We start from the raw sequence: 12,335 nt of genomic DNA on the forward strand, positions 1-12,335 counted from the left end.
CGGCCGCTCCGGCCGCGCTGCTCGGCCCGGTACTGCTCGGCCGAGGGACGCTGGGCGACCGGGTCGACGACGGACACGACGGCGGTCGCCCCGCCGGCGGCGAGAGGTGCGATGAGCGTGATGACTCACCGGCATCTTGATGCCGGTGAGTCATCATGCTCATCAGGACGTCTGTTCCCCGGCCAGCGCGGAGCCAGCCGACGCCGGGCAGGGATCGACCTGACTCAGTCATAGATCGCCTCCACCAACCACTGCCCCGACTCCACGGCCAGCAGCAGGGCAGCACCGTCGGCCAGGCTGACCTGGAACCGGGCCCGGCGGCGGGCCTCGGCCGGCGCCCACCAGCGCTCGTCCACCGGCCACGGCCCGGCCCAACCCACGATCTCCGCTGGCTGACCGGTGCCGACCACCAGTCGGGCGGGCGCGGCGCTCACCGCCAACCGCGCGCTGATCACCACCGGCTCGCCAGCGGCGTCGTGCACGGTCGCGGCGAGCGGACTGGGCAGCACCACGGCGGGCGCGGGCGGCGGCAGCCGGCCCGGCCACGGCGGGGTGCCCTCACCAGCCCTCGCGCCGGCCGGCGGGCCGGGCCGGGCCGGGAGTCGTTCGTCGCCCCACGGCACCAGTCGCACCTGGTCGGCCGGGGAACGCCCACCACCGAGCACCGCGGTGACCACCGCTTCCGGGCCGAGGATGCCCTGCACCCGGCTCAGCGCCCGGTGCGCGCGTTCCCGCTCCTCGCCGGTCTCCCCCCAGAGGCCGGCCTGCAGACCGGCCTGGGCGATCACCCCGTCCGGGACCAGTCGCAGCCGGATGATGCCGGCGGTCGGTCGGGCCGCGCGGGCACCGGCACGACCGTTGCTGCCGGAGAGCCACCCGTCGAGCTGCCAGCGCACCCGGTCGGCGATGGCCGCGGCGGTGAGCAGGCCATCGTGCCGCCACACCCGGTGCAGCTCCTGCCCGTGCTCGGTGACCGCCTCGATGCCGAGCCGGGTGCAGGCCAGCCCGTGCCCGGCCAGCCGCTCGTGCAGCTGCTCGGCCAACGCCCGGGCCACGAACGCCGCCGCGTCGACCCGGTCGATCGGCTCGTCGTGCTCCGAGGTCACCGTCAGGTCGGCCGGCGGCTGTCGGACGGCGAGTGGGCGGTGGTCCCGCCCGGCGGCCAGCCGATGGGCCAGCGCACCGTCGAACCCGAACCGGGCCAGCACGTCGCCGGCCGGCAGCGCGGCGAAGTCGCCGAGGGTACGCACCCCCAGCCGGCGCAGCAGGTCGGCCAGCGCCGACCGGCCGAGCGCCTCGACCGGCAACCCGGCCAGGAACTCCGGTGTCCCGCCCGGGGTCACCACCCGGCCGGCGCGAGCGGCCAACCCGGCCGCGAACACCCCGTCGGCGATGCCGACCTGGCTCTCCACCAGGCAGGACTGGGCCACGTGTTCGATGATCCGCTCGGCGGCGGCCTCCTCGCCGCCGAGGTAACGGCTCGGCCCCCGGGCGGCCACCGCGCAGGCGCCCGGACGGACCACCTCGACGCCGGCCACCAGTTCCTCCACCGCGGCGACCACCGGCTCGAACGCCCGGGCGTCCCGACCCGGGTCGTACTCCACGACGGTGAGTTGGGGGCAGCGGCCCTGCGCCTCCCGTTTGCGCAGGCCCCGACGCACCCCCTCGGCGCGGGCCCGCTCGGAGCAGGCGACCACCCGGTTGGCGTGCAGCACGGCGACCGGGCCGGTCGCCGGCACCCCGTCGACGATCTCGGCGGCGAGCACCGGCCAGTCCGGGCACCACAGCAGCAGGGTCCGTGCCGGCGCGCCGGTCATCCCCGACCGACCAGGGCGAGCGGCGCGGCCGACCGGCCCACGGGCGACGGCGGCGTACGAGGGATCACCCGGGTCAACTCGTCGCCCGGCAGCCAGACCTTGATCTCCTTGGGTCGGGCGGCCGCCCCGCGCCCGCGCGCCGAGACGGTGATCTCCCGGCGGCGCAACCGCCCCCGGCCCAGCCCGAGCCCCTCCCAGACACCACGGACCACCTGCAACGTCACGTCCGCGCCGTCCCACCGGCCGTACGGGACGAGCACACTGCCGCGCTGCCGGGCCCGGGCGGCCAACCGGGTGGCGACCGAGGCGGAGACCGTCGCCGGCACTGTGGTGACCACGACGTCCACCCCGTCGATCAGCGCGGCCACGACGGTGGCCCACTCCGGGCCGGGGTTCGGCACCAGGGCCAACCGGTCCAGGGCGATGCCCAGCTCAGCGGCCGCGCCCGCGCCGAACGTCGGCACCCCGACCACGGCACACCACGAGCCGGCCCGGGACGCCGCGGCGAGCAGGGCCAACATCAGTGAGGTGCCGCCGCTGCGGCTGGGCTGGCCGGCGGCGACCGCGATGGTGCTGCCCCGGCGCAGGCCCCGGTTGGGCAGCAGACCGGTCAACTCGGGCACCACCGGCAGCACCCGGTGGCCACCGACCGGGTCGGGTGCGCTCGCCGGGCGCACCAGATCGGCCAGCGCGGCGGAACCGACCACCATGCGGCCCGCCATTGGACCAACTCCCCCGTCGTTGCTGTGGATCAGATCAGGACCGGCACGCCGTGCCACCGGCCGCCCGGCTCCCCCCGCAGGGCGGCCGGTGGCACGACGGGATCAGGCGGCGAGGCCGTCCAGAGCCGGTTGGTGGGCCACGCCGAGCGCGGCTTCCACCACCGTGACGAACTGTTCGGCAGCGCGGAGCAGATCGTCGGCCTCCCGGGCGCTGACCACCCGGGGGATGCCGGCCTCGGCGGCGGCACGCTTGCTGGCCCCCGCTGCGAAGAACCGGGACCACTCGTCGAGCTCTGGAGCGACCGCGCAGAGGAGGACCCAGACGCTGGTGATCCGGTTGCGCCGACTCGGCGCGGGCCGGGCCCGGGCGGCGAGCAGGGCCGCCGCCGCGCGCAGGGCGGCCAGGTGGGCAGCCGCGTAGCGCAGGCCGTCAGGTCGGGTCTGGCCGGCCTCGACCAGCCCACGGCGGGCCAACATGAGGAGCTGGGCGGGGGTGCGATGCGGCAGCACGTGTGCCGGCACCGTCGGTGCCTGAGCCGGGTTGGTCGGCATGGGTGTCTCTCCTCCACGTGGCCGAGACGTCACTGCGGCGGCTGCTGCCACCGACGAGACGCCGAGGTCGGGGTGGTGCGGAGGAAGACGCACCGGGTGTGGCCGGCCGGGTGTGGATGCTTCCCCACACCACACCCGGCCGGCGGACCGGCGGGTGCGTCGCCCGCCGCCCGGGGGTCGTGGGCGGCGGACGACGCTCCTGCCTGTTGGGACCAGGCTCGCGACTGCCCGGAAACCCAGGTGCGGCCCGCGGAGCCGCACCGCCCGGAGGTGGCGCCGCGAAACGCCGCGCTCCGGCTGGTTGGAACGGGCGTTCGAGGCAATCGAACACTCGTTCTAACTACTGCTGACAGTACACCTCCCCTCCGACGAAAATGCAACGTGTGACGCGCTGAGCGTGCCGGCCGGATGAACCCACCCCGGCGAACCGGGAAGAATGACGACATGCAGCCACACCCGAACGTACGAGCGGTGCAGGACGCGCTCACCGCCGCCGGCACGCGCGACGGCACCGGCGAGCCCAGCCTGGTCCGTCTGCTGCCCGACGCGGTGCACACCGCCGCGGCGGCCGCCGAGGCGCTCGACGTCGAGGTCGGTCAGATCGCCAACTCCCTGATCTTCGACGCGGACGACACGCCGCTGCTCGTGCTCACCTCCGGCGCGCACCGGGTCGACACCGCCGGCCTGGCGGCATCGATCGGCGTCACCCGGCTGCGCCGGGCCACCCCGGAGTTCGTCCGGACCCACACCGGACAGCCGATCGGCGGGGTCGCCCCCCTCGGGCACCCGCACCCGCTGCGCACCCTGGTGGACACGGCGCTGGCGGCGTACCCGGAGATCTGGGCCGCGGGTGGCGTACCCCAGGCGGTCTTTCCGACCACCTACACCGAACTGCTGCGGGTCACCGCCGGCACCCCGGCCGAGGTGGCGTGAGCGAGCGGAGCGTGCTGACCAACCAGTCCGGCAGCGCGGTCCCGGAGCTGGTCACGCTGCACGTGTGGCGGACCTCCCGCGGCGCGCTGCCCCGGGCGCTGACCCGGATGGCGCTGGACCCACGCCGGCTGCGCGCCCTCCCGGGCGCCCGGTTCGGCAAGCTGCTGGGCACCGGGACCGGCACCGACTTCGGGCCGAGGGACGCCGACCTGACCCGGTGGGCGGCGCTGACCGTCTGGGACTCCCCCGCCGCGGCGGCCGACTTCGACGACTCGTCGGTCGGACGGGCCTGGGCACGCATCGCCCACGCCCAGGCCCGGATCGACCTGCGCCCACTGACCAGCCGGGGCGAGTGGTCCGGCCAGCGGCCCTTCGGTGACCCGTCGGGCGGCCGGGTCACCGGCCCGGTGCTGGCACTGACCCGGGCCCGGCTGCGGGCCCGCCGGGCCGCCACCTTCTGGCGGGCGATCCCACCGGTGGCCGCCGCCCTGCGCGACGCGCCCGGGCTGCTGGCCCGGTTCGGGGTCGGCGAGGCACCGTTGGGCTGGCAGGGCACGGTGAGCGTGTGGCGCGACCCGACGGACCTGGTGGCGTTCGCGTACCGTCACCCGGAGCATCGGGCGGCGATCATGCGAACCCCCACCGCGGGCTGGTACGCCGAGGAGCTGTTCGCCCGGTTCGAGGTGCGCGACGTGGTCGGCGACCGGTCGGTGCTCGGGTGGGCCGCCGATGGTGGCCCGGAAACGGTGAAGGGTGGACGGGCATGAGGTTGGTGCGCTGGACGCCGGACGATCTCGTCCGGCGGCTGGACGACGTGGTGGCCGTCTACGGCGAGGCGATGGGATACCGCACCGACCTGCTGGAGGCCCGGCGCGGTTACATCGCCACCCACGTTCGCCGGCCGGGTTTCCGGGCGGTCGCCAGCCTGACCAGCGAGGGGCACCTCGCCGGCTTCGGCTACGGCTATCTGGGCGCCTCCGGTCAGTGGTGGCACGACCAGGTGCACCGCGCGCTGGACGCCCCGACCCGTACGCGCTGGCTCACCCACTGCTTCGAGGTGGTCGAGCTGCACGTCCGGCCACCGGCGCAGGGGCACGGCCTGGGCACCGGTCAGCTGCGCGCCCTGCTCGGCATGGCGGAGGGCGACACCACGCTGCTGTCCACCCCGGAGGCTGACGAGCAGACCTCGCGGGCCTGGCGGCTGTACCGACGGTTCGGCTTCGTCGACGTGCTGCGCGACTTCCACTTCCCCGGCGACGAGCGGCCGTTCGGTGTGCTCGGTCGGGATCTGCCGCTCGACCCGCCGGCGTCATGACCCGACGGATCTCCTGGACACTGCTCGCCGTCCTGGTGCTCGCCCAGATCTGCTACCCGCTCACCACCGGCGACACCCGGGCCGGGCTCACCGTGGCCACCGTCGTCCTCGGCTGGCTGCTCTCGGTCGGCCACGCGCTGCTCAGCCGGGGCCCACGGGTGGCGGCGGCGCTGGTCGCGGTGGCCACCGGCGGCGGGTTCGCGATCGAGGCGATCGGGGTGGCCACCGGCGTGCCGTTCGGCAGCTACGACTACTCCGGGGAGCTGGGCCCCAAGCTGGCCGGGGTGCCACTGATCATTCCGCTGGCCTGGACCTGGATGGCCTGGCCGGCGTGGCTGGCAGCGGTCCGACTGACCGGCGGCAACGCCGCGACGGCCGACGGCGGCGCACTGACCGCCGGCGGCAGCGGGTCGACGGTGGGGCGGTGGGTGGGGCGGATCGCGCTGGCCACTGTGGGGCTGGCCGCCTGGGACCTCTTCCTGGACCCGCAGATGGTGGCCGAGGGCTACTGGGTCTGGCGCGACGCCACCCCGGCGTTGCCCGGCCTGGCCGGCATCCCGGTCAGCAACTACCTGGGCTGGCTGCTCTTCGCGGTGCTGATGATGAGCGCGCTGCGCCCGCTGGCCGGCCGGGCCGTCGAACACACCGACCGGCGGGACCACCCGATGGTCGCGCTGTACCTGTGGACGTACTTCTCCAGCATCCTGGCCCACGCGGTCTTCCTCGACCTGCCCGCCTCGGCGCTGTGGGGCGCCGCCGGCATGGCGGTGACCGCCGTGCCGCTGGCGGTGACCCTGCTGCGCGACCGCCGGAGCCGCGCCGCGGACCGGGAGGACCACGAGCCGCGCCGCGCCGGCGTCGACGCCAACCGATGACCGTCCTGCTCGCCCTGCTGATCGCCGTCGCCGCGTTGACCGGACACACCTGGCTCAACGCCGCCCGCTGGCTGCGCCGGCCCACCGACCGGCCGGACGCCGTCGACGAGCCGGTGGCCGTGCTGCTGCCGCTGCGCGACGAGGCCACCCGGGTCACACCCTGCCTGCGCGCCCTGCTCGCCCAACGCGGCGTACCCGGGCTGCGCATCGTGGTCCTCGACGACGGGTCCACCGATGGCACCGCCGACGTGGTCCGCGCGGTGGTCGGCGACGACCCCCGGGTCACGCTGCTCAGCGGCGTCGCCCCGCCGCCGGGCTGGCTGGGCAAGCCGCACGCCTGCTGGCAGCTGGCCACCCGGGCCGACCCGGACGCCACCGCGCTGGTCTTCGTCGACGCCGACGTGGTGCTCGCCCCGCACGCCGTGGCCGCGGCCGTCACCGAGTTGCGCGCCGCCCGGGTGACGTTGCTGTCGCCGTACCCCCGGATCGTGGTGGCGACGGCGGCCGACCGGTTGGTGCAGCCGCTGTTGCAGTGGCTCTGGCTCACCTTCCTGCCGCTGCGCGCGATGGAACGCTCACCGCGGCCGTCGCTGGCCGCGGCGGGCGGGCAGTTCCTGGTGGTGGACCGGGCCGGCTACACCGCCGCCGGCGGGCACGCCGCGGTCGCCGACCGGATCCTGGAGGACGTCGAGCTGGCCCGGGCGGTCAAGCGGGCCGGCGGGCGGATCGCCCTGGCCGACGGCTCCCGGCTGGCCACCTGCCGGATGTACGACGACTGGCCGCAACTGCGCGACGGGTACTCGAAGTCGCTCTGGGCGTCGTTCGGGCACCCGGGCGCGGCGGCGGCCGTGGTGGCGGCGCTGCTGCTGCTCTACACCGCCCCGCCACTGGTGGCGCTGGCTGGCGTGGTGGCCGGCGCGCCCGGGGTGGCCGCCGTGGGCCTGGCCGGCTACCTGCTCGGGGTGGCCGGGCGGGTGCTCACCGCCCGCGCGACAGGTGGCCGATGGTGGCCCGACGCGCTCGCACACCCCGTGTCGGTCGTGGTCCTCGGTTGGCTGACAGTGCGGTCGTACCATCTGCGAAAGCGACGCCGCCTGACCTGGCGGGGTCGCCCGGTCAGCTAGGAGGACGCGGTATGGCGCGGATCGTGGTCGTCGGCGCCGGGGTGGGTGGCCTCGCCACCGCCGCCCGGCTGGCCGCCACCGGGCACCAGGTGACCGTCTTCGAGCGGGCCGACACGGTCGGCGGCAAGCTCGGCCGGTACGCGCACGACACACCGGCCGGGTCGTTCCACTTCGACACCGGGCCGAGCCTGCTCACCCTGCCCGAGGTCTTCCACGACCTGTTCGAGGCGACCGGGGCGAAGCTCGACGAGTACCTGGACCTGGTCGGCCTGGACCCGATCGTCCGGCACGTCTTCCCCGGCGGCGGCCCGGCACTGGACTCGTGCGCCGACCCGGTGGAGTTCGCCAGCCGGATCGGCGCCGCCTTCGGCGACCGGGCGGCGGCCGACTGGCAGCGGTTGTGGCGTCGGGCCGCTCGGGTGTGGAACGCCTCCTCGCGGGACATCCTGCGCCGTACCGTCGACTCCCCCCGCGACCTCGCGTCGCTGGCCTGGCGCGTCGGCGACCTGGCCGCCATCGCCCCGGGCCGCACCCTGCGCGGCCTGGGCCGCCGGCACCTGTCCGACCCGCGGCTGCGGATGATGCTGGACCGGTACGCCACCTACACCGGCGCCGACCCACGTCGGGCACCCGCGGCGCTGGTCGCGGTCCCCTACGCCGAGTTGGCCTTCGGTGGCTGGTACCTGCGCGGCGGGCTGGGCACGCTCGCCGACGCGCTGCTGACCCGTTGCCTGGACCTCGGCGTGGTCGTGCAGACCGACGCCACTGTCACCCGGATCGACGCCACCGGCGGCCGGGTGCACGGGGTACGCCTCGCCGGAGTCGCCGCCCCGGTGCCCGCCGACGTGGTGGTGGCCAACGTGGACGCGATCACCGTCTACCGTGACCTGCTGCCGCACCCGGGTCGGCTGGCCGCGCTGACCGACCGCAGCCTCGCCGGTTTCGTGCTGCTGCTCGGCGTCTCCGGCAGCACCGGGCTGGCCCACCACAACGTCTTCTTCCCCGACGACTACGACGCCGAGTTCGACGCGGTCTTCGGTGACCCCGGGCGCGGGGTGCGGGCCCGGCCGGCGGCCGACCCGACGGTGTTCGTCACGGTGGCCGACGACCCGATGGTCCGCCCCGCCGGACACGAGGCGTGGTTCGTGCTGGTCAACGCCGCTCGGCAGGGCACCGCGGCGGGAGCTGTCGACTGGCGACGTCCGGGGCTGGCCGACGCGTACGCCGACCGGATCCTGGACGTGCTGGCGCGGCGCGGTGTGGACGTCCGCGACCGGTTGCTGTTCCGTGAGATCCGTACCCCCGCCGACCTGGACGTGGCGACCGGCGCGCCAGGTGGCTCGATCTACGGCACCGCCGGCGGGCTGCTCCGCCCGGCCAACCGGGGCCCGGCGAACGGGCTGTGGCTGGTGGGTGGCTCCACCCACCCGGGCGGCGGGTTGCCGATGGTGACCCTCTCCGCGCAGATCGTCGCCGACGAGATCGGCCCCGCCTGGTAGTCAATCGGCGTCGAGCAGGGCGCGCCGGATGCTGGAGAGCAGTTGCCCCAGGCCGAACCCGGCCAGCAGCACCCAGACCGCTGTCGCCATGGTGATGGTGCCGGCGGCCAGGTCCGGCTCGATCAGCCCGGCCAACCCGGCGACCAGCAAGCCGGCCAGCGCCACCGAGACCCGGGTGGGGCGTTCGCCCACTGTCACCGCACCGATCTCCCGCATACCGGCGGCGACCGCCCGCGCCCGGACGTACTCGTGCAGCCAGGACAGCGCGCCGCCCGCGACGACCAGCCCACCTGGTGCGCCCACCAGCCAGAACGCCAGCAGCCACGCCACCTCACCGAGCCGGTCGGCGACCGAGTCGTAGACGTAGCCCAGCCGGGTGGTGCGGCCGGTGGCGACCGCCACCGCACCGTCCACGCTGTCCGCCACGGCGGCGAGCAGCACGAACAGCGCACCGAGGAACGGCCCGTCCCCCGGCCGGCTCACCAGCAACGGTACGCAGAAGCAGAGCAGCACCCCGGCCACGGTGACCGCGGTGGGGCTGACCCGCAGTCGGCCCAGCACATATCCGACGTGGTACGCGAATCGCAGCCAGGCACGCACCACCGGCGCCGCGACCCGAGGGTCGAACCCGCCGTGCAGCCGCGCCCACGCCGTGGCGTACTGATCCCAGTTCAGCTGTGTGCCCACCACGGATCAACCGTCGCGCCGGGCAACAGGTGTCGCAGGCGCAGTGTTCACACGCGCGCGCCGGCTTTCAGGTTCTGCCAGACCTCACGGGTCGCCGTGGACCGGTTGAGGGTGATGAAGTGGATTCCCGGCACGCCCTCGTCCAGCAGTCGGCGGCACATCTCGCTGGCCTGCTCGATGCCGAGCCGGCGGACGGCGTCCGGGTCGTCGGCGACGCGCTCGAAGCGGGCCGCCAACGCCGGCGGGAACGGCGCACCGGACAGCTGCACGGACCGTTCGATGGTGCCGATCTGGGTCACCGGCATCACCCCGGCCAGGATCGGGGTGTCACAGCCGGCGGCGGCCACCCGGTCGCGTAACCGCAGGTAGTCGTCGGCGTCGAAGAACATCTGGGTGATCGCGAACTCCGCGCCGGCCCGACACTTGCGGACGAACTGGGCGGTGTCGCTGGCCACGTCGGGCGAGCGCGGGTGCTTGTACGGGAAGGCCGCCACGCCGACGCTGAAGTCACCGGCGTCACGCACCAACCGGACCAGGTCCTCGGCGTAGTCCACCCCCTCGGGGTGGCGGATCCACTCGCCGCTCGGGTTACCCGGAGGGTCGCCCCGAACGGCCAGCACGTTGCGCACCCCCACCCCGGCGAGCCGGCCGACCACGTGCCGCAGCTCGGCGACCGAGTGGTTGACCGCGGTCAGGTGGGCCATCGGCAGCAGGGTGGTCTCGGTGGCGATCCGCTCGGTCACCGCCACGGTGGTGTCCCGGGTCGAGCCGCCCGCGCCATACGTGATCGACACGAACGACGGGCGCAGCGACTCCAGCTCGCGGATGGCCTGCCAGAGCAGCAGCTCCCCCGCCTCGGTCTTGGGCGGGAAGAACTCGAACGAGAAGGTCGGCTGGTGCTCACGGATGAGCTCCCCGATCGCCGGCTGCGGATTGGGGAGTGTCGAGGGAAGACCGAGCGCCACGCTCCGACTCTAGCGGTCGGCGCCAACAGGACCCAGGCCCTTCCCATCCAGCGGCCGACGCCGCCCGGTCCGCCCGACCCGGTGGCCGGTGTCGGTCGGGCGCTCACCTGGTTGGCGAGGTCGCCTGATCCGCGCCGAGCCGGCGGGCGGAAAGGCGTCGTACCTCCGGGGTAGAAATTGGCGGTGCGGGAGGGGCGGCGGGGGTGGCCCCGGGGTCCCGTGCGGGGGTCAGCAACCGAGCGATGACGCCGGTCCCGTCCGGTCGGGCGGGTCGGGCGCCACCGCACCGACTCCCGCCAGGAGGACCCATGATCCCGCCCGCCTCGCCGCGCTGCACGCAGCTCGGGCCGCTGCTGGCCCGGTGCCGACTGGCCCGGGGCTGGAGCCAGCAGCGAGCCGCCGCCGAGTTGTGCGCCGCCGCCGGGGTGCCGACGCTGAGTCGGCACGAGATCTCCCGGTGGGAGCGCCAGCGTCGCGTGCCGGGCGGGTTCTGGCTGGGCTGGCTCGCCGTCGTCCTGGACGTGCCGCTGGTGACGCTCGCCGAGGCCGCCGCTGCCACCCGCCGGGCCGGCTCGACGCGGGCCACCGGGCCGGGACGCGCCACCGGGCCGGGACGCGCCACGCCGCGCGGCGTACGACCGGCTGGGCGAACGGGTCCCGGCCGCACCACGCGTGGCGGTGGAGCACGAACGATGACGACCGGCTAGCGTCGGGGCGTGACCCACGCTGCTCCCGTCTCCCCCGTCGACCGCAACGGCCTGCGGGAGCGGGTCGACAAGGCTCTCACCGAGTTCCTGGCCGGCCAACGTGTCCGGCTCGCCGCCGTGGACGACGCGCTGATTCCGGTGGCCGAGGCGATCGAGGCGTTCGTGCTCGGTGGCGGCAAGCGGCTGCGTCCGGCATTCGCGTACTGGGGGTTCCGGGGTGCCGGCGGGGTGGACAGCGACCAGGTGATCACCGCCCTGGCCGCACTGGAGTTCGTCCAGGCCAGCGCCCTGATTCACGACGACCTGATGGACCGTTCCGACACCCGTCGCGGCGAGCCCGCGGTCCACCGGAGGTTCGCCACCCGGCACCGGGAGGCCGGCTGGGGCGGCGACCCGGACGGTTTCGGCGACGCCGCGGCCATCCTGCTCGGTGACCTCTGCCTGGTCTGGTCCGATGAGCTGCTGCACTCCGCGGGTCTGGACCTGTGGGCGTTGGCCCGGGCCCGGCCGGTCTTCGACGAGATGCGCACCGAGGTCACCGTCGGGCAGTATCTCGACGTGCTGACGCAGGTCACCGGGGACACCTCGGTGCAACGGGCCAGCAAGGTCGCCCGGTTCAAGTCCGCGAAGTACACCGTCGAACGTCCGATGCTGCTCGGGGCCGCACTGGCCGACGCGCCGCAGGACGTGCGGGCGGCCTACTCGGCGTACGGGCTGCCGTTGGGTGAGGCGTTTCAGCTCCGCGACGACGTGCTGGGGGTTTTCGGTGACCCGGCGCTGACCGGCAAGCCGGCCGGCGACGATCTGCGCGAGGGCAAGCGCACCTATCTGGTGGCGGCGGCGGTGGAGGCCACCGACGACGCGGGCCGCGAGTTGCTGCTCGGCCGGCTCGGCGACCAGGAGCTGGACGAGCAGGGGGTGACCCTGCTCCGCGAGGTGATCTCGGGGAGCGGGGCGCTGGCCCGCACCGAACAGCGGATCACCACACTCACCGACGCCGCCCTGACCGCGCTGACCGCCGTCGACCTCGACACCGAGGCCCGCCAGGCCCTGGTCGACCTGGCCATAGCCGCAACCCGCCGCACCGACTAACCCCCTGCCCCACCCCCACCTGCCCCTGCCCCACCCCCACCTGCCCC

General features: G+C 75.1%; 13 protein-coding genes. 8 read left to right on the forward strand and 5 right to left on the reverse strand.

What is annotated here, in order from left to right; translation table 11 throughout:
• Positions 1-224: 224 nt before the first annotated feature.
• From IF22_RS0120950 to IF22_RS0120960, 3 genes are all read right to left on the reverse strand, one after another.
• Positions 225-1,817, reverse strand: coding sequence for a DNA polymerase Y family protein (locus IF22_RS0120950; RefSeq protein ID WP_030334552.1), 1,593 nt, complete (start codon positions 1,815-1,817; stop codon positions 225-227).
• Positions 1,814-2,539 carry a hypothetical protein gene (locus IF22_RS0120955; protein ID WP_030334553.1) on the reverse strand — a complete coding sequence of 242 codons (726 nt, stop codon included), beginning with the start codon at positions 2,537-2,539 and terminating at the stop codon, positions 1,814-1,816. The genes IF22_RS0120950 and IF22_RS0120955 overlap by 4 nt, the downstream gene beginning before the upstream one ends.
• 102 nt (positions 2,540-2,641) lie before the next feature.
• The gene (locus tag IF22_RS0120960; RefSeq protein ID WP_030334555.1) at positions 2,642-3,091 is read right to left on the reverse strand and encodes an SAV_6107 family HEPN domain-containing protein; all 450 of its coding nucleotides are present in this window, start codon (positions 3,089-3,091) and stop codon (positions 2,642-2,644) included.
• Positions 3,092-3,535: 444 nt separating this feature from the next.
• Between IF22_RS0120960 and IF22_RS0120965 the strand changes: the two genes are divergently transcribed.
• The 6 genes from IF22_RS0120965 to IF22_RS0120990 are packed head-to-tail and all read left to right on the forward strand — an operon-like array spanning position 3,536 to position 8,837.
• On the forward strand, positions 3,536-4,024 hold the full coding sequence (locus IF22_RS0120965) for a YbaK/EbsC family protein (RefSeq protein ID WP_030334557.1): 489 nt from the start codon (positions 3,536-3,538) through the stop codon (positions 4,022-4,024).
• Between the two features lie 11 nt (positions 4,025-4,035).
• Positions 4,036-4,791, forward strand: a complete 756-nt coding sequence (locus tag IF22_RS0120970) for a monooxygenase (RefSeq protein ID WP_030334559.1) — start codon at positions 4,036-4,038, stop codon at positions 4,789-4,791.
• Positions 4,788-5,339: a GNAT family N-acetyltransferase gene (locus IF22_RS0120975; protein ID WP_030334560.1), complete on the forward strand. Its 552-nt coding sequence runs from the start codon at positions 4,788-4,790 to the stop codon at positions 5,337-5,339. Before IF22_RS0120970 ends, IF22_RS0120975 begins: the two co-directional genes overlap by 4 nt.
• Positions 5,336-6,214, forward strand: a complete 879-nt coding sequence (locus IF22_RS0120980; protein ID WP_030334562.1) for a carotenoid biosynthesis protein — start codon at positions 5,336-5,338, stop codon at positions 6,212-6,214. The genes IF22_RS0120975 and IF22_RS0120980 overlap by 4 nt, the downstream gene beginning before the upstream one ends.
• Positions 6,211-7,338: a glycosyltransferase family 2 protein gene (locus IF22_RS0120985; RefSeq protein WP_030334564.1), complete on the forward strand. Its 1,128-nt coding sequence runs from the start codon at positions 6,211-6,213 to the stop codon at positions 7,336-7,338. The genes IF22_RS0120980 and IF22_RS0120985 overlap by 4 nt, the downstream gene beginning before the upstream one ends.
• Positions 7,339-7,349: 11 nt before the next feature.
• The gene (locus IF22_RS0120990) at positions 7,350-8,837 is read left to right on the forward strand and encodes a phytoene desaturase family protein (RefSeq protein ID WP_030334566.1); all 1,488 of its coding nucleotides are present in this window, start codon (positions 7,350-7,352) and stop codon (positions 8,835-8,837) included.
• Here IF22_RS0120990 and IF22_RS0120995 read toward each other — a convergent pair whose 3' ends face one another.
• Both IF22_RS0120995 and metF read right to left on the reverse strand, forming a co-directional pair.
• Positions 8,838-9,527 carry a CDP-alcohol phosphatidyltransferase family protein gene (locus IF22_RS0120995; RefSeq protein WP_030334567.1) on the reverse strand — a complete coding sequence of 230 codons (690 nt, stop codon included), beginning with the start codon at positions 9,525-9,527 and terminating at the stop codon, positions 8,838-8,840.
• A 44-nt stretch (positions 9,528-9,571) separates the two neighbouring features.
• On the reverse strand, positions 9,572-10,489 hold the full coding sequence (gene metF, locus IF22_RS0121000) for a methylenetetrahydrofolate reductase [NAD(P)H] (RefSeq protein WP_030334570.1): 918 nt from the start codon (positions 10,487-10,489) through the stop codon (positions 9,572-9,574).
• 308 nt (positions 10,490-10,797) lie between these two features.
• Between metF and IF22_RS33890 the strand changes: the two genes are divergently transcribed.
• Complete coding sequence (locus IF22_RS33890; RefSeq protein WP_051708666.1) at positions 10,798-11,196, forward strand: helix-turn-helix domain-containing protein; 399 nt, start codon at positions 10,798-10,800, stop codon at positions 11,194-11,196.
• A gap of 9 nt (positions 11,197-11,205) precedes the next feature.
• Positions 11,206-12,288 carry a polyprenyl synthetase family protein gene (locus IF22_RS0121010; protein WP_030334574.1) on the forward strand — a complete coding sequence of 361 codons (1,083 nt, stop codon included), beginning with the start codon at positions 11,206-11,208 and terminating at the stop codon, positions 12,286-12,288.
• Positions 12,289-12,335: the final 47 nt, after the last annotated feature.

This window comes from Micromonospora parva (assembly GCF_000718515.1).
GTDB lineage: Bacteria > Actinomycetota > Actinomycetes > Mycobacteriales > Micromonosporaceae > Micromonospora > Micromonospora parva.

Bases quoted from the DNA above. Each gene is read 5' to 3' on its own strand.
- IF22_RS0120980 (WP_030334562.1), top strand. From the start codon at position 5,336: ATGACCCGACGGATCTCCTGGACACTGCTCGCCGTCCTGGTGCTCGCC.
- IF22_RS0120990 (WP_030334566.1), top strand. From the start codon at position 7,350: ATGGCGCGGATCGTGGTCGTCGGCGCCGGGGTGGGTGGCCTCGCCACC.
- IF22_RS0120985 (WP_030334564.1), top strand. From the start codon at position 6,211: ATGACCGTCCTGCTCGCCCTGCTGATCGCCGTCGCCGCGTTGACCGGA.
- IF22_RS0120950 (WP_030334552.1), bottom strand. From the start codon at position 1,817: ATGACCGGCGCGCCGGCACGGACCCTGCTGCTGTGGTGCCCGGACTGG.
- IF22_RS0120975 (WP_030334560.1), top strand. From the start codon at position 4,788: ATGAGGTTGGTGCGCTGGACGCCGGACGATCTCGTCCGGCGGCTGGAC.
- IF22_RS0120960 (WP_030334555.1), bottom strand. From the start codon at position 3,091: ATGCCGACCAACCCGGCTCAGGCACCGACGGTGCCGGCACACGTGCTG.
- IF22_RS0120955 (WP_030334553.1), bottom strand. From the start codon at position 2,539: ATGGCGGGCCGCATGGTGGTCGGTTCCGCCGCGCTGGCCGATCTGGTG.
- IF22_RS33890 (WP_051708666.1), top strand. From the start codon at position 10,798: ATGATCCCGCCCGCCTCGCCGCGCTGCACGCAGCTCGGGCCGCTGCTG.
- IF22_RS0120965 (WP_030334557.1), top strand. From the start codon at position 3,536: ATGCAGCCACACCCGAACGTACGAGCGGTGCAGGACGCGCTCACCGCC.